Source organism: Alteromonas naphthalenivorans, from assembly GCF_000213655.1.
Lineage (GTDB): Bacteria > Pseudomonadota > Gammaproteobacteria > Enterobacterales > Alteromonadaceae > Alteromonas > Alteromonas naphthalenivorans.
This window is the reverse complement of record NC_015554.1, coordinates 4,241,743-4,266,518: the sequence shown is the minus strand read 5'-3', so window position 1 is coordinate 4,266,518 and position 24,776 is coordinate 4,241,743. Positions and strand designations below refer to the sequence as shown.

At 40.1% G+C, this 24,776-nt stretch carries 13 protein-coding genes; 10 read left to right on the top strand and 3 right to left on the bottom strand.

The window, feature by feature from the left end; genetic code table 11:
* Nucleotides 1–5: 5 nt before the first annotated feature.
* The 9 genes from AMBT_RS18615 (at nucleotide 6) to AMBT_RS18575 (ending at nucleotide 11,503) form a co-directional block, all read left to right on the top strand.
* On the top strand, nucleotides 6–1,064 hold the full coding sequence (locus tag AMBT_RS18615; RefSeq protein ID WP_013786198.1) for a glycosyltransferase: 1,059 nt from the start codon (nucleotides 6–8) through the stop codon (nucleotides 1,062–1,064).
* A gap of 10 nt (nucleotides 1,065–1,074) precedes the next feature.
* Nucleotides 1,075–3,129: an acyltransferase gene (locus tag AMBT_RS22745; RefSeq protein ID WP_013786197.1), complete on the top strand. Its 2,055-nt coding sequence runs from the start codon at nucleotides 1,075–1,077 to the stop codon at nucleotides 3,127–3,129.
* Nucleotides 3,129–3,527, top strand: coding sequence for an HAD hydrolase family protein (locus tag AMBT_RS18605; RefSeq protein ID WP_013786196.1), 399 nt, complete (start codon nucleotides 3,129–3,131; stop codon nucleotides 3,525–3,527). The genes AMBT_RS22745 and AMBT_RS18605 overlap by 1 nt, the downstream gene beginning before the upstream one ends.
* 8 nt (nucleotides 3,528–3,535) lie before the next feature.
* Nucleotides 3,536–5,134 (top strand): hypothetical protein, encoded by a 1,599-nt coding sequence (locus AMBT_RS18600; protein WP_013786195.1) that lies wholly within the window; start codon nucleotides 3,536–3,538, stop codon nucleotides 5,132–5,134.
* Nucleotides 5,131–5,868 carry a glycosyltransferase family 2 protein gene (locus AMBT_RS18595; protein WP_013786194.1) on the top strand — a complete coding sequence of 246 codons (738 nt, stop codon included), beginning with the start codon at nucleotides 5,131–5,133 and terminating at the stop codon, nucleotides 5,866–5,868. Before AMBT_RS18600 ends, AMBT_RS18595 begins: the two co-directional genes overlap by 4 nt.
* Before the next feature lie 139 nt (nucleotides 5,869–6,007).
* Nucleotides 6,008–7,381, top strand: coding sequence for a methyltransferase domain-containing protein (locus AMBT_RS18590; RefSeq protein WP_013786193.1), 1,374 nt, complete (start codon nucleotides 6,008–6,010; stop codon nucleotides 7,379–7,381).
* Nucleotides 7,382–7,403: 22 nt separating this feature from the next.
* Nucleotides 7,404–9,149, top strand: coding sequence for a glycosyltransferase (locus tag AMBT_RS18585; RefSeq protein ID WP_013786192.1), 1,746 nt, complete (start codon nucleotides 7,404–7,406; stop codon nucleotides 9,147–9,149).
* Nucleotides 9,142–10,395 carry a glycosyltransferase family 4 protein gene (locus AMBT_RS18580; RefSeq protein WP_013786191.1) on the top strand — a complete coding sequence of 418 codons (1,254 nt, stop codon included), beginning with the start codon at nucleotides 9,142–9,144 and terminating at the stop codon, nucleotides 10,393–10,395. The genes AMBT_RS18585 and AMBT_RS18580 overlap by 8 nt, the downstream gene beginning before the upstream one ends.
* A 1-nt stretch (nucleotide 10,396) precedes the next feature.
* On the top strand, nucleotides 10,397–11,503 hold the full coding sequence (locus AMBT_RS18575; RefSeq protein WP_013786190.1) for a sulfotransferase: 1,107 nt from the start codon (nucleotides 10,397–10,399) through the stop codon (nucleotides 11,501–11,503).
* 6 nt (nucleotides 11,504–11,509) lie between these two features.
* Here AMBT_RS18575 and AMBT_RS18570 read toward each other — a convergent pair whose 3' ends face one another.
* Together AMBT_RS18570 and AMBT_RS18565 are read right to left on the bottom strand one after the other, a co-directional pair.
* Nucleotides 11,510–13,402: a hypothetical protein gene (locus AMBT_RS18570; protein WP_013786189.1), complete on the bottom strand. Its 1,893-nt coding sequence runs from the start codon at nucleotides 13,400–13,402 to the stop codon at nucleotides 11,510–11,512.
* 31 nt (nucleotides 13,403–13,433) lie between these two features.
* Nucleotides 13,434–14,801 carry a glycosyltransferase family 61 protein gene (locus AMBT_RS18565; protein ID WP_041452623.1) on the bottom strand — a complete coding sequence of 456 codons (1,368 nt, stop codon included), beginning with the start codon at nucleotides 14,799–14,801 and terminating at the stop codon, nucleotides 13,434–13,436.
* A gap of 303 nt (nucleotides 14,802–15,104) precedes the next feature.
* Between AMBT_RS18565 and AMBT_RS18560 the strand changes: the two genes are divergently transcribed.
* Nucleotides 15,105–20,852, top strand: coding sequence for a DUF11 domain-containing protein (locus AMBT_RS18560; protein ID WP_148259130.1), 5,748 nt, complete (start codon nucleotides 15,105–15,107; stop codon nucleotides 20,850–20,852).
* A gap of 113 nt (nucleotides 20,853–20,965) precedes the next feature.
* Here AMBT_RS18560 and AMBT_RS18555 read toward each other — a convergent pair whose 3' ends face one another.
* Nucleotides 20,966–24,661 carry a Kelch repeat-containing protein gene (locus AMBT_RS18555; protein ID WP_148259129.1) on the bottom strand — a complete coding sequence of 1,232 codons (3,696 nt, stop codon included), beginning with the start codon at nucleotides 24,659–24,661 and terminating at the stop codon, nucleotides 20,966–20,968.
* Nucleotides 24,662–24,776: the final 115 nt, after the last annotated feature.

Genomic DNA, 24,776 nt, shown 5'->3' with positions numbered 1-24,776 from the left:
TGACGATGAAAGTATTATATGTATTACCCGTAAAGGGCGGCGGCGGCGGTGCTCACTCAGTAGCGCAAGAAGTTAATGAACTGGTGAAAATGGGAATAAGTGCACAAATTGCCGTGAACCAGAAAAATTTTGCTAGCTTTGTTACCTGCTACAGCGACATGCCAAATGTCAGCCGTAATGTTGTTGAATTTACTGACGAGAAGTCTCTGGCTGCGCTTTTAAGTAATGTTGACAGCGTGGTTTGTACCATTTTTACTTCTGTAAAGTTGGTGAAAGACGCGCTCACTATTACTAAATCTAAACCTAAGGTAAGTTATTACGCGCAAGATTATGAACCATTGTTCGTTCAACCCGCAGACCCTATGTGGCAAGAAGCCTTCGACAGCTATACGCTAATACCCAACATGACGGTGTTTGCTAAAACAGACTGGATTAGAAACGTAATTACAGCAAACCACGGTATTGAAGTAAGCAAAGTGAGTCCTAGTATAGACCACGATGTTTATTATCCCGGTTTGAACAAATCAGAAGCGCAAGTGTGGATTTCAGCGATGATAAGGCCGAGTACGCCAAGAAGAGCGCCACAACGTACTATGCGCGTGTTGAAGAATATTGCTGAAGAGTTTGGTAACAAGGTGAACATTAATGTGTTTGGCTGTACTGACGAGGATATATTTACAGCGAATTTATCTAGCGACTTTGAATACACAAACCACGGTGTTCTGTCTCGTAATCAAGTTTCTGCATTGCTAAGAAAAAGTCATTTGTTTATAGACCTCTCTGACTATCAGGCTTTTGGAAGAACAGGCCTAGAGGCGATGGCGTGTGGTTGTGTTTCGCTTGTTCCTTCAACAGGGGGGACCGAAGAATATATTAATGACCAGAAAAACGGTTTTGTTGTTGACCCAAGAGCTGAAAATAAAGTTTCAAAGGTTATTTTAGGCTTCATCAATAGTTCAAATACTGATAGAGACAAGCTAAGGAATGAGGCCATGAACACTGCAATACAATTCTCAGTGAGAAAAGCTGCATGTAGTGTATATGACTTATTGGCTGATAAGTAGGGAGCTATTAATGAATGGACTTGTGATTGAGGATAAAGGTTTGAATAATCAAATCCTTATAGAAGATGATACCGTTTTTATAAATTCTCGCATAACTATTGATGGTGACAATAATATAATTACCCTTGGCAAGGCAAGAGAGTACTTTGCACTAACAATAAATTTAAAAGGCCATAGAAAGAGTGTAAAGATTGACGCGTCAAATAAAAATATTCGAAGTCTCAAGATTGGCTCTATAAGAGGTTCTCGCCAAAAGCTTACAATTGGCAAGAATTTCAGTTGTGGGGGGATCGAAATTCAGATGAATGATGGCGATGAAAGTTGCCATATTGGTGACAATTGCTTGTTTAGTTGGGGTATAAAAATTAGAACTTCAGACGGGCATTCGGTAGTTAATTTACGAAGTGGTTTAGCGACTAACTTACCCAGAGACGTATTTATTGGGAATAATGTTTGGGTAGGAGAGGATGTATATTTTAGCAAGGGAGCCGCGATAAGCGATGAAAGTGTGGTTGCAAGCAGAGCAGTTGTAACGTCAAGTTTTAAAAGCCCAAATGTGATTGTAGCTGGTTTTCCCGCAAAGATTGTTAAAACGGGGATTTCTTGGGATAGGAGGATGCCTTATGAATATAATGCTAGTAAGTTAGACAATAACTACTTTAAGCAGCTCATTAGTGATGATAAAGCGCTTTTGGCATTTGAGTTATGGTTAAAAAATTCCGAAAGAGTAAACTCTAAAATCGTCAGTGAAAACGTCCATCTTATTGAGCAGAGTGACATATTTCAGGCTGTAATAAATGAACTTGCTCGAGAAAGTTTTGACTTTGAAAATCCTTCTCCATTCTCCAATTTGGTTTATCGCATTTACAGGACTAATAAGTTAAAATTTGAAAGATATTTAGACGCTATTAAAAAAGCTCGGGAGGTAGACTTGTTCTTGGCAGCAAGTGTTGGAATTGCTGATTCACTTCCTACGCAGTTTATTTTAAAGTTGTTAGATAAGAACGATAAAAAGCTAACTCTTAGAATCTTCTCTAGACTCCCTATTCATAAAAAAAATTATGAAATATTGAAAGAGAAGGTCGGAATAAGTTCTATTAAGCACAAAATTTTAAGACTAGCTTATAATCATGTTGAAAAAATGCAGCCGCTCCCACATTCGTTTCAACCAAGTAAAAGAGCTTTAAAAATTGCAGTTTGCATTTCTGGTCAATTGAGAGGGTTCGAGCAAGCCTTTAAGGCTTTAAAGGAAACCTCTTTTTTTGAGCATGATATTGATGTGTTTTTGTCGGTATGGAAAGACAAAGGAAGAAAGAAGATTCATCCAGCTCATTTAGATCGAATTTTTCCAAAAGCATTCGCTCAAGTTCTATCTAATTTCATTACTAGCTATGGGATCCCAGCACTTCAAGAGAAAATCCCTTCGTTGTTCGAAAAATTAAATCAAGCTAGCTTGATTAGCGAAAGCGAACTAAAATCAGTTTATAACCCCAAAAAATTACAGATACTTAGCGACAATGAATATGAAGATTTTTCCAATATGGAAAAGATGTACTTCATGATTAATCAATGTTGGAATTTAATTGATAAACCTGAGATGTATGACCTAGTTGTAAGGTTAAGACCTGATAAAGAGATGATTTCTTGTAGCTTAGACTTGGAAAGCTTAGCTAGTGATGAGTTTTCTCATTGTTTGGTAACTGATGCAAATCCAAATATCCACACTGATGATATTTATGTCGGTGACCAGTTCGCGGTAGGAACACCGGCTGTTATGAGAACGTATAGCGAAATTTTTAGCAATTATAGCTCTTCGTCTTCTGAATTGTTCGAAGCTGATGGCTATAGTCAATTATTGCCTCACAGTACCATTTTTGCGCAGATGTTGCTGCACAACGTTGATGTAAAACCTGCGGACCATTCGTTCAAGTGGGGGCAGCTACTAGATAGCGAAAAGCTATCCAATGACGAAATAATAAAGGCTTTGAAACTAGATTTGGTCGAAGACGACACCTTTCTTCAAACTTTATTAGATAGCCTTAAACAAGAAAAGAACGAATTATAATGAAACGATTAGTTGTGGATCTAGACGGTACGCTCACGCTTGCAAATACTAGCGACTATTGTAACGTATTGCCAAACAAGCCATTAATAGAAGTTCTAAGAAAATACAAAAATGATGGATTTACAATTGTCATAGCAACTGCCCGTAATATGAGAACTTTCAAAGGTGATATTGGGCTTATAAATGTTAAAACACTTCCTTTGATTATTGATTGGCTAAATAGGCACAATATTCCATATGATGAGATAATCGTTGGCAAACCGTGGTGCGGATTTGAAGGATTCTATATAGATGATAAAGCAATAAGGCCTTCAGAATTTATATCAATGAATTACCAAGAAATCATGGAGCTCTTAGAAAAAGAAAACAAATCAAAAGAAAGTGGGAATGAGGTCTAAAAAATTCAATGTTTTTAATTATGTCTGCCGCTTACATTGGCCAAGAATTACAATCTGTTTTTGGAAGAATGCCACCTAGCTTTTTACCGCTAGGAAATCGTCGGCTTTTCAATCATCAAATAAAGCTAGCAAAAGCATCATCCGATTTGATTTGTCTGGCTCTTCCGCAAAGTTATAAAGTACCGGAAATGGATCGTGCAATTCTCGAGAATAACAATGTTAAATTATTGTTTATTCAGGAAAAATTAGGCTTGGGTGAAGCTGTGGTGGCTGCGCTAAGCCAGTCTTTGCATGACTTTAATGAGCCATTTGAATTACTATTTGGAGATACGCTATTCACTGAGCTTCCGAAAGGTCAGAACTTTCTTTCTTATTCGAAGGTTTCAGAAAACTATCATTGGGCCGTAATTGCTAAGAACGATCATGGATGGCTGCAGCAAAGTGAAGGTGAAACGGAATTTACGGACGATGAAGTTGTCAATGGCTTTTTTAGGTTTTCTAAACCAAGGGACTTACTAAAGGCGCTGTCCCAATCAAACTGGAATTTTCTTGACGCGCTCAATGAGTACAGAGAATTGACGGACTTTGTCAGTCAGAGGTCTGATTTTTGGTTGGATTTTGGTCATTTAAATACTTATTTTTCATCTAAAGCACATTTCACTACTCAGCGCTCATTCAATAATTTGAAGATTACATCAAACTGGGTGGAAAAATCGAGCGATGAAAAAGATTTAAAGATTGCAGCTGAATCGAATTGGTTCAGAGAATTACCTCATTCACTTCGGTTTTACACCCCTCAGTACTTGGGAGAGGAAACACGTGATGATGTTACTTGTTACAAGCTAGAGTACCTTCATCTTACTGCACTTAACGAGCTATATGTATTCGCCGATTTACCAATAGAATCTTGGAAAAGGATCCTGAATAGTTGTATAAGCTTTTTAGTTGATTGCAGCAAACAACATAAGCCTGCTGAAGACCCGGGATGCTCGCTAAAAGAGCTTTTCAGTGATAAGACGGAAGAGCGGCTTCAAGAGTTTTGTGAACAGAGAGGAATAGACGTTAATGATAGTTGGTGTATTCAAGGAGAGCAGTTTAGCCTCAAAAGTTTACTAGAAATCTCCAATATGCACGTGCCCAAAAAAGAGGATTATGTCTCAGTAATGCATGGTGATTTTTGTTTTAGCAATATACTTTATGATTCACGCTCTAATCGAATAAAAACCATTGACCCTAGAGGCGTAACTCCGAATGGTAAAATCTCTATTTATGGAAATATATACTATGACATTGCAAAGCTTTCACATTCCGTCATTGGTCTTTACGATTTTATTATTGCTGGATATTTTAAAGTATCTCTGAATGGTGGGGAAGTGAAATTAGAAGTAAGCGTTAGTGAAAAGCATATCCTAATTCAAAATTATTTCACCGAGCTAGTACGAGAAAAGTTCTCATTAACACCGAAACAATTGATTGCGATGCAGATTCAACTTTTTTTGTCGATGCTACCTCTCCATTGTGATGATTTTAACCGACAGAACGCACTGTTTGCTAACGCGTTTCGACTCGGGAGAGAGCTTATTATTTTAAATAGGGAAATGAGATGATTGTCATACCTATGGCGGGAATGAGTTCCCGTTTTTTTTCAGCTGGGTACTCTTTGCCCAAATATATGTTAGAAATAGAGGGAAAAACACTTTTTGATTATTCTGTTGAAAGTTTTTCTAATTATTTCTCTAGCGAGTTGTTTCTTTTCATAATCAGGGATGTTTATGGTACAAAAAAATTTGTAGAGGAGCGTATAGCTGCATTAGCTATAAAAAACTTCACAATAGTCACTGTCAGAGGAGAAACGAGGGGGCAGGCGGAGACGGTTAATCTAGGTCTCTCAGAATGCCGCGGTTTTAAAGGCTCGATCACTATTTTTAATATTGACACATTTAGACCAGGTTTTACTTTTCCCACCAAGAATGATTTGGGTGACGGATACTTGGAGGTATTCAAAGGAGAGGGTGCCAATTGGTCCTACGTAAGGCCTGTGCAGAATCAAGGCACGGAAATAGACTTGGTAAGAGAGAAGCAACCAATCTCAGATCTCTGTTGTACAGGTGTATATAACTTTTCAAACGTTGAAGATTTTACTGCTTCTTTCGAACATTACACCAGCATGCCTAAAGAGTTTTGGGAAAAAGGTGAACTATATGTAGCGCCTCTTTACAATTACCTAATAAGTTTAGGTAAAAAAATTAACTATCACTTGATTGAGCGGGATGAAGTAATTTTTTGCGGTACACCTGATGAATATCGAACGTTAAAGAGAAATGCAGTTCGACTAAAATAGTGATCTATAATGTCAATAAAAGCTATCGAAAACGAAAGCTAGCGAATTTTTTGAAGCTGTGGTATTGGGGTGAATTAGTTCGGTCTCACTTGATCTTTAGTTGTATTTTAAAAAGTCGGAAAATAATAGGATTAATCGAATGCACGCATCATCAATGGAGAATATGGCCCGTTGTTTTCGGCGCTATGTTGGTGCTAAACAGCTCTCTCAAAAAGAAGCCGTTAAAGTATTAGATATTGGTGGTGCGAACGTAAATGGTTCTTATCGAGATATTATAGAGGGGTATAACCTAAGCTATCTTGCTGCCGATATTGCAGATGGTGAAGGGGTAGATGTACATATGGTCGACCCTTACAAAATCCCTCTAGATGATGGCAGTATTGATATTGTTATTTCTGGTCAAGCCTTCGAGCATGTAGAGTTTTTTTGGCTGTTGTTTGAAGAAATAGTGCGTGTAGTAAAAAACAATGGGTTCATTTTTTTAATCGCGCCATCAAGCGGCGTGATTCATCGGCATCCCGTTGATTGTTATCGCTTTTATCCAGACTCTTATTATGCATTAGCAAAATACACCAACATTCATACGCTCGAAGTTTTGCATGATGAACGAGGCCCATGGCGAGATCTCGTGGGTGTATTTTCAAAAACAGAGCAGAGTGTTTTGCCTTTAGCTGAAAGAGTATTTGGCAATTCTAATAGCCAGGTGGGAGCGGGTAGCGTTGAGGTAGACTACCCAACGTCAGGCCCCGATGCGGAAGTTAGCGGTTTAATGCCTTATTTGGAATTTATTGCTAAAGTTCACGAATTGTTAGAGCCAGACTGCTATTTTGAAATTGGTGTTAGAGAAGGCCACAGTGCCGAGCTTGCAAAGTGCAAAACAATTGGAGTTGACCCTGCATCGGCAATAACGCAAGATTTGCCGAGTACGTTCAGGCTTTTTCCATTGTTAAGCGATGAGTTTTTTGAAGAGCTTCCAGAACGTTTTGAACCGCCTGATTTGGCGTTTATTGATGGAATGCATCTGTTCGAGTACGTTCTTAGAGATTTTATAAATGTAGAGAAAAATTCTCGTCATCACTCTGTCATAATTATTGACGATATTTTCCCGTGTACAGAGGCACAAGCCTCGCGAGAACGAAAAACAAAAGCATGGATGGGGGATGTGTGGAAAATCAAAGAATGCTTATCCATTTACAGGCCCGATTTAATATGCATCGCAGTTGATACCTACCCATCTGGCTTATTGGTCGTATTCGGTGCAGATAGCGCCAATACCGTATTAACAGATAAGTACAATGAAATAGTAAAACGTTTTGCAAGAATGGCAGTGCCACCTTTTGATATTCTCAGTAGAAAAGGTGCATTTAATCCCAAAGATCCTTTTGTTCATCAGTCTATTCAAATGGCGAAAGTAACCAGGCAACAAAATAAACCTGTCTCGTATTTAACGACTAAGATTAAACAAGCTTTTCTAAAATATAACGCTTTAGCAAAACAATTAGACGGAATTTGAAAATAAAAAATTTGATTTATGTATGCAATTGAAAATAGAAATAGATTTTGCCTTTGCAGTAGGTTCTAAACTGCTACTAGGAGGGTGGGCAGTTGTAGACAGTAATATGTCCACGCACCCACTTCAGTTCGACGGTGAACCCGCCTCACAGCTTTTGCTCTATAAAAGAGAAGACGTAAGTCAGGTTATGCAGTGTCTCAGTGAGCACTGTTCTGGTTTTTTGGTTGTGCTTTCTGATGCCACAAATAAAAGCAGTGTAGATGTGTCGTGGGGAGAGGATTCTTGTAGTGTAGAGTTAACCCCTTCTTTATACACAACTTTGCTCGCAGAAATTTCCCCACTCCCGCAAAATTTCATGCAAAATGCCACAGCACTGCTTGAGAGGAACGGCTTTTACTGGGGGCAAAAGGCATTAGAATTCGACGAAAATACGCCCAATAATCTTTCTCTATTTCATAAAGACAGTAAAATCCAAGTAGATTATACCTATACCTTAGATGCAAATACCATTTTGTTAATAGGATGGGTGCTTGATGAGGCGCGTTTATTTAAGCGTATTAATTTGCGCATTAATAACGTTATTACCAACTGTATTTTAGAAGATGCGTTTTTTCATCCACGATACGATGTGGCAGAGGCGCTGAGTTTACCGCTTAGCCAAGGTGAAAAAATTGGTTTTGCATTTACTGTATCGTTGCCCGAGCAGGTAAATACAAACGTTGAGCTTATGTACAGTGTTGATGGTGTGTTTTTTCATGGGCAAGCGCTAAAGGCCGAGCAATTTAATCGCGAAGAAACTTGGTTAACAGAAATACTGCTTGCCAACGTAGATGTTACCAATACTGCTAAATTTCCAAAGCTTTCTAAACACGTTAACGTGGCCATAGAAAAGTGCTGGCGTGGAAGGCTTGAATCCCCAAATTCAGCCGTGGTTAAACAGTTTGGTACTTCGGTGGCTACCCCTCGCTTGTCTCTTATTATTCCTATTTATGGCCGCTATGACTTTGTGCAAATTCAAATGTCTCAATTTAGCTTAGACTCTGATTTCGACAATATTGAAATAGTATATGTATTAGATGACCCAAGAATAAAGCATGCATTTATGGTTACCTGTCAGGGGGTATTCGAAACTTTTGGTGTACCGTTTAAAGTTGTACTTAGCGAACGTAATTTAGGTTATGCAGGGGCGAACAATTTAGGTGTAGCTCATGCTTCTACCGAGCACATCGTACTGCTTAATTCAGATGTTATTCCAAAGCAAGTCGGTCAGTTTTCAGTATTACTGAGTCAGTATCTCGAAAACGATAATATGGGCATACTCAGTGGTACTTTGCTGTATGAAGACAATACTATTCAGCACCAAGGAATGGAGTATATGGAAGACCCTTCACACCCAGGTATGTGGATGAACTACCACCCACAAAAAGGGTTTCCATTATCGCTTACTGATGAATTCGATATACGTGATGCGCAAGCGGTAACTGGTGCGCTTATGCTTATGACTAAGCAGCAATATATAGACGTTGGCGGGTTTGACATTGGCTACATACTAGGTGATTTTGAAGATTCAGATTTGTGTATGAAAGTACGTAATCAAAACAAGCGTATTGCGGTGTCAGGAGTGGTGCAAATGTATCATCTAGAACGCTTATCGCAGTCGTTGGTATCAGGAAATACTTGGAAACATACTCTGTCTATGTTGAATGGTCTAAGACATACCAGTAAGTGGAACGATAGAATAGTAGAAGTGATGGCTGAAAATGGATAATAAAAAAATACTCATTGTTGCCCACGGTCACCCAGATGTACATAAAGGTGGTGCAGAGCTGGCAGCTTATCAGCTATTCCAAGAATATGAAGCACAGGGCTTAGACGTTATGTTTTTGGCTAGAAGCGAGGAGTCACCTCATGGTGGTGCGGCTTTTTCAATTCGCAATAAGCCCAACGAGTTACTCTTTCATACTCGCCAAGACGACGACTTTATGTTTTCGAATATTCGTACAAGATACATTTGGTCAGAATTGCGTGATTTACTAGCGCGTTTCAAACCAGATATAGTGCACTTTCATCATTTCTTTTTGATGGGTATTGAAACCCTGTTGGAAGTAAGAAAAACACTACCAAATGCAAAAGTTGTTTTTACGCTGCATGAATATTTAGCTATTTGTAATGCCAGTGGGCTAATGCTGAAGCCTAAGTCAGGCAAGCTGTGCTCAAAGGCTTCCCCGCGAGATTGCCACAATTGCTTTCCTGAAAAGTCGCCAGCAGATTTTTTTATGCGTGAGATTTATATTAAACGCGCTTTTGCGGTGGTCGATCAGTTTATTTCACCTTCAAAATTTCTAAAAGCCCGATATGTTGATTGGGGAATTGAGGAAAGCCGTATTTCTATTATTGAAAATGGCATGCCTATGGTGAATGAACAAGATGCTAAGCTATTAACTGAATCAGTTGGATGTGATGAGCAAAATCGCCAACCAGTACGCCTAGCCTATTTTGGCCAAATTAACCGCTTTAAAGGGTTAGACGTATTACTAGAAAGTTTATTGCTAATGAATAGGCAAAAAAGAAAGCAGTTCGTACTAAATATTCACGGTGCTAATTTAGACCAGCAACCACCAGAGTTTCAAGAAAAAATATTTTCTGCACTTAGCAAGCTTAAAGGTATTGTATTTATGCATGGTAGTTATGATAGTGCAGAGCTGCCAGGCTTACTTGCTAATGTAGATTGGATGGTGGTTCCATCCATTTGGTGGGAGAACTCGCCAATAGTGATTCAAGAAGCGTTTCGGTCTACCGTGCCAGTGATTACTAGTAATATTGGGGGAATGGTTGAAAAAGTAAAGCATGGTGTTAATGGGCTAACCTTTAACGTAGGCAAGCCTTTATCACTGTTATCCATACTGCAAGATATAGTGGAGAATCCTGGCTTACATTCACAATGCAAAGCCGGAATAACAGTGCCCATGTCTATTGCTGAGTCAGCCGAAAAAAACTTATCGTTGTACAAATAATATGAAGTGGACTTATTTTTTAGAGCACGATGATGCCTCTATTTTTGCTGGTGCCAGTGTTGGGGTTTGCTCAAAAACACTTAGCTTGAATTTACTGCCGAAGTTCAAGGATGCAGAGATTACAGTTCAATTTGCCTCACATTCTGAGCTTTTAAATAACGAGCGCCCGTTAGGTGGCGTTGTTGTTAATAACAGTCAACTCTTACTTCCTTTGAGCGCTTTAGTAAATGAGGTTCAAGTCCTCAAGATAGTTGCTTCGAAAGGTGGCAATACGTATAAAAACTATGTTGCGCTACTGCCTTCTCCAGACCTACCTAAGGTTTGTATTGTAGTGGGGTCGCCCCGAAGTGGAACAACGGTTGTTGGGAATATGATTCAACAAGCCTATGGAACAAAAGCCCACGGTGAATCACATTTGGCCGAGTTGTTTAGTGGGCTAATCTCTCATGCTGATGAATATTTAACCAATAGCCAAGCTGCTAAAAACAAGGGCACAATGGTATGGGAGATGCCAAGTCTGTTGGTAAAAGCACAGCTGATAAAGCAACTGCGCGATATTTACATTACCTATTACGGCAATGAAGTAGTGGTTGATAAAACACCGGGCATTCCTATGCTTAAGTCATTACCTCTTCTGATCTCAGCATTTCCAAGTGCTAAGGTAGTTTATTGTCAGCGCAGAGGGATCGAAAATGTTGCCTCTCGCCTGCGTAAGTTTCCCAACGCTAAATTTGATGTCCATTGTAAACAGTGGACTCAAACGCTAAAAATATGGAAAAGAATGAAGACTCAACTTAGCACTGTTTTGGGGAGTAGTTCTTGGTGCTTAGAAGTAGAGCAGTACGAGTTAGCTACGGCTCCTTCTAAGGTAACAGATGAAATAGGTTTTTTTCTTCAAGTTGGGAAAGGCGCTATAAATCGTATGTTCAGATACCAAGAACGGAAGGCTCCACAAGTAACAAGCGGCAAACCTTCCGATGTAACCAGTTTAAACGCGGTGAACTGGACTGAACAACAAAAGGCTTACTTTATAGAAACTTGCGGCGAACTAATGAAAGAGCAAGGCTATTCTCTAGATGAAAGTTACTATTTTAACGAAGCTCAATAAGCTTCGTTAAAAGCGTATAGTCTTTATATCTTTGGCCGGTATTACAAGCTCATCCCTTCCTTTGAGTACTTTATCTATTTCAATGTGCTCGCTAATAGGTGCTAATAATTTTGCGTTTACTTTTATAGGGGTAGAGTTATTGTTGGCAAAAAGTACTGCTTTTTCAAAAACTCTTGCCTCTATTTTTACGCCCGTTGATAAGAGTAAGTTACTTATTTCCGGTTTACCTGTTCCAGTTTCAAATGCAAAACAAATGGGCGAATTATTTTTATTCTCCCAAGAAAACCATGCCGTAAAAGGCTTGTTTCCATAGAATGTTTTTTGCTGGTTATTTTGTGTTCCAATGTAAAATAGGGCGGGGCGCTCACTTTCACTCTTCGCTGAAGAAGACGCAGTCGCTGTCATTTGTATTGTTGCACCCTCTAAGGCGGAAGAGGTATCAATACAATGTGTGGCGGCTAGTTTTTTAGCGCTATTATTTAAAGTTTCTTGCCGAAATAACGTTGTGTCAGATTGGTTAGCTTTTACGGGAGAATAGCTAATGGGTGAAAGCTGACTTGTGGTAAGTACTAAAAGTTCACTTAATGGCTTACCTATATTCTTAAGTTTTCTAAACTCTGGCCATTTGTGAAATGCCAAACCATTGGGCTTATAAGCTGGCACAATGGCACTATTGGTGAGCAACCCTGCGGCAACCACAAGGCGCCGTATGTTTGCTTCTGGCTCTATACTGCCTTTGCCCGGAACATGGTATTTGGCAACTTTTATATAGCTTATAGCTGGCTGCTGGGCAAAACTTTGCCAGAATTTATGGCGATTCAAACCGCTAGACCATTGTTGTAATTCTACATCACTAGCCGATGGCCATCCTTCACTTTCAATCCCATTTAGCAACCATGTAGCACGTTGGTTAGCGTAGCTTCCATCGGCGAGTATTAGTTTCTTCTTTGCTAATATTTTTCGTAAATTTTTTAAAAACGTATATATTCCTGCGGCATGGGCTTCACTGTATTCATTTGAAGAATACTTATCAGGCTTCCCATCTGAGTTAGCATCTAACTTCATAGGGTAGCCTATGTTAGTAGTGCGATGTGACTCTGTTAATACATCAAACTGCAAACCATCGAAGAAACTGTATTTTTTTGAAATATTTGATGCTAAAAAATCTGGCAAAGTTGAAAAAAGTTTTCGATTATTATCTTCAAACTTAAACCAGTTATATTCCCATAGGCGTTGGGTTTCTTGAGAAAAGGGGCCTTTTGCAACGTGCTGAGCAATGTAGGCGCGATTGGCAGCTAGTTTTATCTTGCCTGTATTCAATGTGTCTCGGAGTAGGGTTACCGTACCGTTTTTGTTTATTGATATTAATTTTGCGTGTTCAGTGTTGCTCCAGTTTAGCTCGCCATTATTGTCCAACTCAACAATAACGACATCTTCCGAAGCATTATTCTTGAGGTTTTTTCTGATAGAGAACGCATTTGTCTTACGAACCTTAATGGTCGACTTTTCTTCATTGTCCTTCAATTCAGAAATTGCTGAGGTTCCTAAAAAATACAAATAATCATGAGAGCTAGCATATTGAGAGGAAAAGGTAGGAAGTGAGGCTCTACCATTAAAGTGCAGTAATAATAGCTTGTTCGGGTAAGTTTTTTTGAAGCCTGCGAGTGTATCGTTAGTTTTGTTGTTAAAGCCTGAAATTTCTTCATTAAAGGCTTTCACTACAACTCCATCAAACCTACCCCAGCGCTTTATCCATTGCTCTTGTTCAGTATTTTTTAAACTACCTTCAGCATAGCGGAAAAAAAGCTGTTTCAGCGGCTTTTCTGACAAAACATCTAATTCTTCTGCTAAACAAAGTGGCGAAAGTAATATAAAAGTCAAAATGAATATGTGTTTCATGTAAGTCCTTTTCCTCTGGTGTATCGTGCTACTACGAAATTAACGCCTGAATAGCCTTTAATTTAGTTTGCAGGGCTTTATTTGAGCATTGTTCTGTTGCCCTTTTGAGTGACTGAGCAACTTCATGCTTTTCAGTTTCTTCAATTTTTGGGTGCGCTAAAAATGCGCTCATTTCCCGAAGATCTTTTGGCGTTACTGTATTTGTCGGTAGGTCATTGAATAAAATGTATTTTATTAAGTGGCTTTTATCTAAATTCAAACGCCTTAATTTCTGAAAAAGCTTTACTCTAGAGAGAAACAGTTTTCGTTTTTCATCAGATAATCTTAGTGATCTAACATATTCTAATGAGTCTATTTTTTCGTTCTCGACTAAAAGACGCTTAACCCGACTAATATCATAAGTCTTGCTAATGATGCCGGATTGCTCCAAGCCTTTTATGGTATCTATTATGTTTGCAAAATAGGCAAGGGCATTGTTAGGTCTATTTTGCGCTAGTTTATCCATTACAAGCGAACTATCGGTGTAAAGGTTGTCGTATTTTTTTTCGAGGAAGTTTCTAATGTTAGGGTTTTTAGGTCTTCGCATTATCAGCGCGGCGCGGGAATTTTGCTTTGCCAATAGCTCCATTAAGTGTACAGCACTTCCCTCTTCCCAAATAATATGTGATGCCGAAGATAGTAACAGTAGCTGTTCTTTAATGGACAGTTCTTCAGGGTAAACTTCTTCAAAGCCTTGCTCTGCTAAGAGTTCAGCCACAGCATCCATACCAGCTACTCTACCTTTAAGCTTATAATTCCGTCGAGAAATAAATAGCTTTCTATTTTGGTGAATATGAGATTGCTCGCCATATAGCGGATTTCCATTCAACCACTCGGCATACCACGATTTTATCTCCCCATGAAAAGAGGCCCCCATTTCTGGTATATGTATATGCTCTACTTCGGTCAAATTAGTAATTATTTTGATATCTTCTTTGGCGATACCAAATAACGCATACACATCAAATATAAAAGCTGGCCATTTATTGATGTCTGAATATCCAGGCGGGGGAAGCACAATAATACCGTCTACTTTGGTTGCCATAGATTGCCATGCCCATAATCTATGGCAACTCTCTGCCATAAAATGACCAAAATGGGGCGCCAAAAGTCCTCCAAAAAGCCATGTTCCTTGAAGTTTTAAAGATTTACTGTTTTTGATGGTGCTTAACTGTAAGTCTTTGTTAAGAAGTAAATTATTTTTGTATTTATGCCCGAAAAATATATCAGAGTTTTTGGTTTGACACACGCCACTAATAAAGTGGTCGCGAGACATAGGCTTTCTTCCAAAGTCCGAATGTGGTGTTTGAGGAATAACAAGAGCATTGTTTAGCTGCGAAATGTGGGCGTGATTTTCCATGGCACTCATTGATAAAGTATTTGATTCATTGTAACAAGTGTTTAGCTTCGCAAATAGGTAAAGCAAGTAGTTTAGTAGAACTGTTTGTTGCTTTTTTGTTCGCTTCGCTTTAGTCTAATTATAATAAATATCGATACTACTTACTTCCTACTAGAGTAGTCTCGTAAAGTGTAGCTATTTAGTTTTTGTTTTGGATAGTTACCCAGTATTACAAAGGAGTGTAGTATGTGCTTAAGCCCGATAGGGCGCTTTTTAGGCCTCTCCTAATTGCCTTTAATTACAAAATTTGCAATAGGGTTTATCATGGAAAGTCAAATTGCCTCATCCCGTTTACGGGCTAGTTTTTTGCGTCTCTTCTGGCGTCTTATCTTTTGTTCAATTATGAGCGTTTTCGCTTCTACGTCTGTTCATGCGTTAGAAATTGAAACGACACTCGACAATAAAATCAAACGCGAGGGCGGTTATCTAGTATATACCGTGGCGTTAATAAATAATGACTCGGTTACCAGAAACGATGTCACGCTTACCGTCTCTGCGCCAACGGGTCTTGAGTTTAAAGGTTATACCGCACTTCCCAATTTTACGTGTAATACCTGTAGCGGGGTGGTTTCTTATAATGTTGGTACTATTGTTTCAGGTGGCTCTGCGCTATTTACCATTCCTTTGTATCCAAACAGCTTATTCGACGACAACTATGACAGCGAAATGACAATTTCTTCATCTGTAACTCATGGGGGAAGCCCTACGCCTGTCACGAATACGGCTCTAGTTACGTATGTTGATGAAGAAAGTATTCTAATGAAGACTACTTCGGCAAACGCATTTGTAGAGGCGGGTTCAGATGTTACATTTGAAGTAACCGTGGGGAATATTGGCGATACGGGCTTCGCAGGTAGTTACATTTCGGCTGCAATACCAAGCGGGGCGACCTTTGTTAGTGCTTCGGACGAGGGGAGTTTAGTAGGCGGTGAAGTGGTTTGGCAAAGTGCCTCAGTGTTAAGTGGAGGCAGCGGAGAAAAACGATATTTTACGGTACGCTTACCTAATAACGCATCAAACGGCACCGTTTATAAAACACAGGTTAAGTGGGCAAGGAATAGTAGTCTATCTGCTGCACAGACCTCAGAGAGTATGGTGGTGGTGCGCAATTCAAATAACTATTTGGTAGAAACAGCGGTATTTGGTGATACAGCCATGACAGGTCAAGCTAGTGATTATCGCTTTACTGTAGTGAATAACAGTAGTCAGATCCAATCGAATTCGACGTTATACGTTAAAGCAGGATCTTACTCTAGGCTTTACGGAAGTAGAATTTGGCCTGCGTCAGCGGTTCCTTCTACTGGCGTATTCTATGGGGATAGATGGATAGCATTATCGGTAGAGGAACTTCTTCCTGGCGAATCAACTAGCCTACTTGTCCCTATGTCGGTATATAACCCGCTAGACGGTATGCCAATAGACCTACACGCCGTATTATACAGTGAAGATGGTATTGAGCTTCAAGCTTCTCATTCGGTATATCTATGGGACGTTGAACAGAGCATTCGGCTTGGTATCTCATCAGATAAACAGAAAGTGGAAGTGGGTGAGTTTTTCGAATATGAATTGAGTTTTGGTAATTTAACAGATACGGCTTACCAAAATACGGTGATAGAGCTGACTTTGCCGGAAGAGCTCGAAGTTATTGGTGCTAGTGACAGTGGTGTGGTTTCAGATACAAGCGTAGCTTGGTCAGTTGGGACATTAAGTGCGCGAAGCAGTGGAAAGCGTTATTTGAAAGTAAGGGCTCCAGAAACTAGTGACGCTGGAGACATATTTAAATCAACAGCTAACATCCATAACGGCGGGCTTAGTATATCCCGCGCCAGTGAAGTAGTATCTGTGGTGGATAACAGACCCTTAGGTCTCACTATCGGGCAAATAGGCGACATTCGGTCCCCAAGCCACTACAATTATTTAAGATACGTGGTGACCAACACTAGCAATATTACCCGTACAGATGTAGCACTAAATATATCAACTTCTGCTGGAACACGTTTTGCTGGGAATGACGGTTATCCATCAGCCCCTTCTAACGGTACATATTATGGCGACAACTGGGCTTCTTATTCTGTTGGCGATTTAGCACCGGGCGAAGAGTACATACTTACGTTGCCATTCAGTGGGTATAATCAAATAGACGGCGCACCGCAGATAAGCGATGTAATTCTAAGTGATTCTGTGAGTGCATTTATACAAGGTACTAAGCCTTCAACTCTTTATAGTGCAACAAATTCCGTGGTATTTACGGTAGCAAGCGATAAGCAAATAGTGATGCCGGGTGATGAGGTCACTTTAGAGCTTAATATAGCAAATGTTAGCGATTCTACTATTCAGAATTTGGCCGTCCCACTCACTCTACCGGGACAGGTTACAGCGCAGTCGGCTACCAATGATGCTGAAATAAATGGGTCGAATATAAAATGGAGTATAGGCAGCCTCGCAGTCGGTACCTCTGTTAAGCGTTTCATAACAGTAACGATAGATGAAGATCTTTCGGCGGGAGACAGCTTCAAAGTGGCAGCTGGCTTAGAAAGCAGTTCAACTACCTTAGCGCGTGCGTCAGAGGTACTAATCGTAACTGAAACAATGCCACTAGTGCTAACTCCAACTATAACAGGCGATACGCGTTCACACGCACACTACGGCTATAGTAAATACGTTATTTCTAACCCAGGTACAACGGTACGAACGGATGTGGTATTGGCCGTTTCAGTTGACGCAGGAGTACGTGTTTATGGAAACAACACATACCCTTATTATACCAATAGCTCCTTCTATGCTACAGATTGGATGTACTACACGTTCGATGTGATCAATCCAGGTGAATCGAAAGTAGTTCAATTTCCTTTGAATAGTTATCGGCAAATTGATGGTAAGCCTTGGGTTGAGAATGCAGTACTGTCAGATGGTTTAGATTCGTTCATTCAAAGTACAAGAAATACATATTCGTTCGATAATGAACGTACAATAAGCAGTCACTTGTCGAGTGATCGTAGCGTTGTAAAGGTCGGCGAAAGTATTAACTTTGAAGTGCTCTATGGCAATGAGTCTAATACCAATATGCAAAATTTAGTGTTGGAAGTAGCTATACCTGAAGGGCTCAATGTGGAAACTATTAACGATGGAGGTAGTTTTGCCGATGGTGTCGTTCAATGGGAGTTAGGCACGTTGACATCTGGATATGCTGCTAAGCGTTCGTTCACCGCATCTGTTAGTAATACTTTAAACGATGCTGATGCAGTGGTTGTTAAGTCAAATATTCTACAAAGTGGCGAGTCGCTAACCCGCTCTAACGAAAGCATTGTCGTCAAGGCAGATACTTCACTAACGTTAGATGTGACATACGAGCAAGGTATTACCAGCTTTATCATAAGTAATACAGATGATGTAAGTCATGCTGACGTAGAGTTAGTCATTCAACCAGGAAACTACTCAAGGTACTATACTCCAGATGCATTGCCGCTTAATGGTTCTTCAACAAAGTATGCCAACGAGCGAGTAGTGTATGAATTTGGCGAGCTATCAGCTGGTGAAACACGGGCTGTAGTTGTTCCTTTTTATAGTTACCAAGCCAAAGCTGGTGGCATAAGCGTGGCACACGCTACACTTGAAAGTTCCACTACAGATTACGTACTTACCGCTACTCCCACATTAGCATATACCAGTGAATTAGGAGGTGCTTTACCTCAGTTAGCAATTGACTCTACCTCTCATCATATGTCCGCTGGCGAAGAGATAAGCTTAAAAGTGACAGTGGGCAACCCTAGCCAACAAATTATTGAAAGTGCAATGCTTCAAGTACCAGTTCCAAGTAATGCTGAGTTCGTTTCTGCATCAGGTGTATATGAAGTAGTAGACGATATTGTTTATTGGCCTCTGGGTAACATTCCTGTAGGAAACTGGCATCAACTATCGATAACGCTTGCGGCTGATAGCAACTTAGAGCCCGGTGATACTATACATACCAATGCTCGTATTGTGGCGAATTCTACAACAAGAACACTGGCTGTTGCATCGCAAGTTAATGTTATCCAAGAAAGGCCCCTTTCTATTACTGCTACGCAAACCGTGGGATACCCTTTACAGCAAGGGGCGCAGATGCAAATTTCCATTGGTGTAGAAAATAATAAGCTTACTGAGTTGGCAGATGTTGAGCTCTATTTTATGCCCCCTCAGGGTACCCGAGTTTACAGTTCAGATATTGTAGGTGGTGGATGTACAAATGGCTCATATTGTACTTTTAGGGATTGGGTTTTGTGGGATTTAGGAAACATGGCGGGTAGCAAGATCTCTAATGTTTCGGTAGCTCCACTATTGCTTACCGGTAGTTATGGAGTCTCTAATGGCTCGGTTTTAACTTCTACCTACTTTGCTGAGCATACCTCTAACAACCTATCTACCACATTACTGCAAACCTCCTACGGGGTCGGCAATGCCTACGAGATAGATACTAATCATGATAGTGATGGGGATGGAATTCCTGATTTTTGGGAGCTTCGCTATTCTCATTTAGCTAATTGGTTAGATTCGTCTGATGCTGGCGATGACCTAGACGGCGATGGTTATACAAACTTGCAAGAGTATCTGAACGGCCTTTCACCAGATAACAGAGATCCTAAAGATACTGACTTCGATTCCCTTTTAGATAGCGTAGAAATAGCGCTGGGTTTAGACCCATTGAGTGAGGACTCAGACGGAGATGGACTTATCGATAGGCTTGATAATTGGCCTTCTATTTATAACGAGGCTCAGTCAGGGCTTACTGATCTGCTATCGGTTGGTGATGTTACGGGCGATGGTTCGGATGATTTCGCATTAATATCTGTTGTTGATGGTATCGTTTCAGCGAGTGTAGTAAATGGAGCTAACGATACGATTTCACACAATATTAATTGGTCTACTGAATATCAAGATGTTCAAGCTTATATACTGGAAGATATTAATGGAAACGGCAGTGTGGAAATTGGTATTTTCGGGATGATAAGCGCCAACGACGCCTCAGGTAATGCCGTAATCAAACCCCAACTATTCGTAAAAGATGGTAAAACGGGTAATCGGATAAATGTGTATAACTGGTCTGCTAATTGGCTAGAGACATCCTTAGTGGTTTTAGATGACGTTACGGGCGATGGAATAGCTGATTTTGGCATGCAAGGGCGCTTTATTGTAGAAGGTGCGCGCCCACAACTATTTGTCAAAGATGCAGTAAGCGGTTCAAATGTTACTACTTACGGCTATCCTAGTTTGTTTAAAAATCCGAAGTTCTATCAGCTCAGTGACTTCAATGGTGATGGCGTAGATGATGTTGGTCTATTTGGCGAAATCGAACGCAATGGAAAAGTGCAAATTAAAATCACAGATGGCACTGATTCGGGTAACAAATTAAAGGCGTACAACTTTGCAGCAAACTGGAATAATGTAAGCTGGCACCGTTTATCTGATATTAACGGCGATAGTGTTGATGATTGGGGCATGTTCGGAACAAGGAAGGATGATAATAAACCCCAACTATTCACCAAAAGTGGTGTGTCGACCTCAGGTACATTAGGTATTTACACGTGGCCGGAGGATTTGGAGTCTACGAGTTTTCACATTATTCCAGATTTCACTTCAGATGGTGTAGATGAACTGGCCGTAGGGGGGTTCCGGACAAGCGCCGGACGTTACCAATTGACAGTTAGAGATGGAACAAGCCGTTCAACTACACTGGTAAATTACGGTTGGCCAAGTAATTGGACTGAAGTATCTTTTGACGTAGTAGGCGATCTTACTAATGACGGAGTGAACGAAGTGATGTTGTTTGGATTGCGAAGTAATGGTAACTACGAGCTTAGTATTAAAGATGGTATAGCGAGTAACGGAGCATATGCTACCGTGAATTTAGGTAATGACTGGCTGGCTAAGCCAAGCTTTAAGCTTATAGGAGACATTGATTATGATGGTACGCCAACAGTTGTCGTTTATGGTAAGTCTAAAGCTGGGGTAGATAAATACCAGTTGCTTGATTAGCGATTGTATCTTGGTAAAGTAAAACCCTCTTACTGAACGGCAGTAGGAGGGTTTTCTTTTTGAGGAATTAAAGCGTTACTAACCGTTGTTAATAACCTCTTCAAATTACTAAACTAATAGGTATGGGTGCTAAGCAACGAAAGATCTTTGCCACTGTAAGTAGTAATAATTCGCTCTAGCGATGCCTTCGATATCGAATTTACAATAATGTCGTCGTGTGAATCGTTGCTAGCATCATATGAGTGAATTTTGATGTTTGCCCTGTCACCTTCTAGCCAAATACGACCATACTCTGCAGTGGTGGCTCCATCCTTAATGACAAGTTGGTAAGTGTCAGTACGCTCATGAATTCCTAACAATATAACTTCGTTGAGTCCGTCATTGTTTAAATCCCCTACCTCTTGAATATGCTCATCATGCCATAAAGCTGGCCAACTAAAATTCGCGATTCTTTGGTTCGGTAAGCGGCCATCGTTGATGCGTAACAAAGTATTTCCCACGCTATTTTTGCCGTAAATTGCTACTTCTCCAATACCATCCTGAGTTCTATCGGAAAGATATATGGAGTTAACGTTAATTAGATCTGCAGGCCAACTAAAAGTTCTTATAACGCCTTGCTTATCGTGGCCCTTCTTAACTACCCATTGGTATCGACCATCATCTATTCTTTGACCAAATTGTCCCCAATCAGTAGTGCCATCGCTGTCTATATCGTCCATTTTATGCAGCCTTAAGTTACTCCATAATTTGTTCCAGTTATAAACTGTTAATTTTTCAGAAGCATTGGCGCCACTAAATACAAATAGTTGACCTTTATTTAGCCGCTTATGTTCTCCATATAAAGCAATTTCTGGCACGCTATCGCTAGTAATGTCACTCATTACAACCAAGCGTGTATTTACCCAGTTATCTACCCATTTAAACGTTTGATGTGTCTGCTTTGTTACACCATTTTTTATGAACAATTGTCGAGCGCCATTAATTTTATGTGTGCCTTCAATGGCATACTCTTCAATTCCATTATTAGTTAAATCTGGAAGAAGTTTAAAAACAACGTCATCAAGCGTGTTTGACCAATTCCATACCCCCAAGCTAGCTCCGGTCTTTCCGTCTAAAATATATAATTGGTAGCGTTCTACACCTTGGTTAAATCCGAAAATACCAAGGTCCTCAATGCCATCAGCGTTTCGGTCACCAAGTACTTTTAATGATGCCAACTGAAAAGGGTGGGAAACGGAAAACTCTGAGATTATATTGAATTGTTTTGCATCAATGAGGCTAAATGCTGCGACTGCGTCTTCAATTCGGTACTTTAACCAATCTTTGGTTTTATCATTATTGATGTCGGAAAACTGAATGAAAATATCTGGTGCACGTGATGCGTCGGTGTCATTAAGAGGGTCTAACCCTAAACTTATTTCATTAGCATCATTTATACCATCTCCGTCAGTATCTTCAGAATAGATATTTGTGCCGAGTTCTATTTCTTCTTTATTTGATAAACCGTCTCCATCAAAGTCAGCATCAGCATCTGCGCTATCTAGTGGGTCTAGTCCTACTTGGACTTCTTCAAAATCGGAAATGCCATCGGAGTCGGAGTCTGCATTGTTAATACTCGTTCCGTATTCTTCTTCTTGGTAGTCAAATAAACCATCATCGTCTGAGTCACTTTTATATTGAGTGAAAGTAAACTTGGCATCTGGAATGACAAGCTTTGCTTTCTCATCGGTAGCTTCCCAAAAATTGAATAACCGCTGGTAATCGTCATTACCGTCCCGCGCAAAGTTACTCACTTGATGTTCGTAACTGTGCCACTCGTCATCCGTAAGGTATTCTTGAGAAACGACCACAAAAAGTGTATCGAAAGTAGGCTCAGTAGCATCATAAGAGGGTATGCGAGTTCCATTTGCATCAATAATTTGTTGTATGGAAATAGTATCAAAGCTATCTATCTGATAAATAGGGTAACTTTCAGTTTCTATAGGCTGGGTTGCGGGTTCGATAATATCGGGCACTTGTGAGGGAGGGCTCAAGCCCATCAGATAGAGTTCAAGCGGGCTATATTTGGCCGAGTTATTACCTGGCCCTAGCCCTGAGAAGCCTGCAGTACCTTCTGGTGCGTCACTAAGTAGGTAAAGGTTTCCACTATCAAGGTTGAAGTCAAAATCGTTCCAGCCTCCTAGTTGGCCACCAGCGCTCTGATATCCAAAGTGATATTGCTGTTGCTCTGTGTAGCCTAACCAATCACTGTGACGAAGGGACTCAAGTGGGTAACTAAGGTAATTCCCCCATCGGTGCGCTAGTTCATGAAGAGAGGGACCGTAGGTAAGGTCATATAGGGTCGGAAGTACAACAATACTTTCCAATTTTCCTTCACTGCCATAAGAATTCGAAAAGTCGAAAATACCTTGGCCAATTCCACTGATGCTATTTTGAACCGGCACATGATAACCATAAGCGTTAGAGTCTTGCGATTTTGTGGGCTCGTTGAATATAAAATAGATAAATTTATAGGAATCTTCGAGCTGCTCATAGATGGATGCGGTTGCCCGCCTTAATGCTGCGCGTTGGGCCACGCCGTCAAAGCTACCATGGATCAGGTGGTAGTCGTCTGAGTTGTTCAATACAAGGTTAACAACATTACCTTTTCTATTAATGCTTATTTTATCATTATTACTTAGTGTTTCTGACGCTATTTCTTTGGGAAGCCAGGGTTCATAAGGTAAAGGTTCTGTAGGAGTAACATCTAGCTCGAGTTTATAGACGTCTTTTGATTTATCGTCACCTTCATCTTCGGAAAACTCGATGTAATAAAGTGAAGAACCGCTTCCGACTATATCAAACGTTGATATTTCATCTGAGTTTGGCAGAGACTTGCCTAAAGACCATTGTAATTCGTCTGTGTCGTATATGTATGAATACCATTGACTGTTTATGGTTAAACTATCAGACGTCTTACCATAAATAATAAGGAGTTTTCCGACTTTCGTCATTTTTTGATGATAAAGTGTTTCAGGAAGCTCTATGGAGTGCCACTCAGATTCTGCAATATCAAATACTGACAGTAAGTGCTCGGGGTCGTCATTCGAAGGTTTTGCTGTTAGATATACTTTGTTACCAATAATTTCACTGTCAATAAACTCTGTTTCAGTTGGTGCGTTGATAGTTACACTCCAAGTATCAGTATTTATATCGTAAACTTGAACATCCTTTCTCCAGGTTGGATTTTCTGACAATTCAGTGAAGAAAAAACCATCTGCGCCAAGCTTTATATTGGCTCTGTTATAAGTATCAAAACCCCACCCACCGAATACATAAATTCTACCATTATATTGCTCAGCTATCGATCCCGACCTAGCTAGTGGCGCTGCAGAATGCTGTCGCCAACGGTCCCCAGCAGGGTCATACTCTACTACGTTGTTTAATGTATAATTTATGGCGTTATTTACTCCGCCAATAGAAAAGATTTTTCTCTGGTACGTTGCTGTTGCATTACCCAGTAAGTAATTCATTCCAAGAGCTGCGGATTCATTAATGTCGCCCGTTAAGAGGTCTATCGACAGCGCAGTGTTGGTAGCATGGGCACCTCTGGTAGTAGCATTCCCCAATAAAAAATAGGCTTTTTCGTTGATAACAAATGGCCTAACTGTTTGCCCTACGTATGCACCACCGTAACGTTTAACTCCTGCATTACTGGAAACAAATTCCCACTCGCCAGAACTGTAGATTTGGGTAGAGCTAGTGTGTTGACTAGTTGTGGGTGAATTATCAAAAGCCTCAGCGCTAGATAAAGTTGCTGTTAAAACCATGCAAATACTGCACGCTACTGAGCCAGCGCTGAGTCTAAAGTGTGTTACCATTGTGATATCCCTATAGATTATTATTTTTTATTTTTGGATGTTCGGATTGGGACTAGCTAAGTGT

Coding starts and splice junctions, on each gene's coding strand:
- AMBT_RS18600 (WP_013786195.1), top strand. CDS start 3,536: ATGTTTTTAATTATGTCTGCCGCTTACATTGGCCAAGAATTACAATCT.
- AMBT_RS18615 (WP_013786198.1), top strand. CDS start 6: ATGAAAGTATTATATGTATTACCCGTAAAGGGCGGCGGCGGCGGTGCT.
- AMBT_RS18560 (WP_148259130.1), top strand. CDS start 15,105: ATGGAAAGTCAAATTGCCTCATCCCGTTTACGGGCTAGTTTTTTGCGT.
- AMBT_RS18575 (WP_013786190.1), top strand. CDS start 10,397: ATGAAGTGGACTTATTTTTTAGAGCACGATGATGCCTCTATTTTTGCT.
- AMBT_RS18565 (WP_041452623.1), bottom strand. CDS start 14,801: ATGGAAAATCACGCCCACATTTCGCAGCTAAACAATGCTCTTGTTATT.
- AMBT_RS18595 (WP_013786194.1), top strand. CDS start 5,131: ATGATTGTCATACCTATGGCGGGAATGAGTTCCCGTTTTTTTTCAGCT.
- AMBT_RS18570 (WP_013786189.1), bottom strand. CDS start 13,402: ATGAAACACATATTCATTTTGACTTTTATATTACTTTCGCCACTTTGT.
- AMBT_RS22745 (WP_013786197.1), top strand. CDS start 1,075: ATGAATGGACTTGTGATTGAGGATAAAGGTTTGAATAATCAAATCCTT.
- AMBT_RS18605 (WP_013786196.1), top strand. CDS start 3,129: ATGAAACGATTAGTTGTGGATCTAGACGGTACGCTCACGCTTGCAAAT.
- AMBT_RS18580 (WP_013786191.1), top strand. CDS start 9,142: ATGGATAATAAAAAAATACTCATTGTTGCCCACGGTCACCCAGATGTA.
- AMBT_RS18585 (WP_013786192.1), top strand. CDS start 7,404: ATGCAATTGAAAATAGAAATAGATTTTGCCTTTGCAGTAGGTTCTAAA.
- AMBT_RS18555 (WP_148259129.1), bottom strand. CDS start 24,661: ATGGTTTTAACAGCAACTTTATCTAGCGCTGAGGCTTTTGATAATTCA.
- AMBT_RS18590 (WP_013786193.1), top strand. CDS start 6,008: ATGCACGCATCATCAATGGAGAATATGGCCCGTTGTTTTCGGCGCTAT.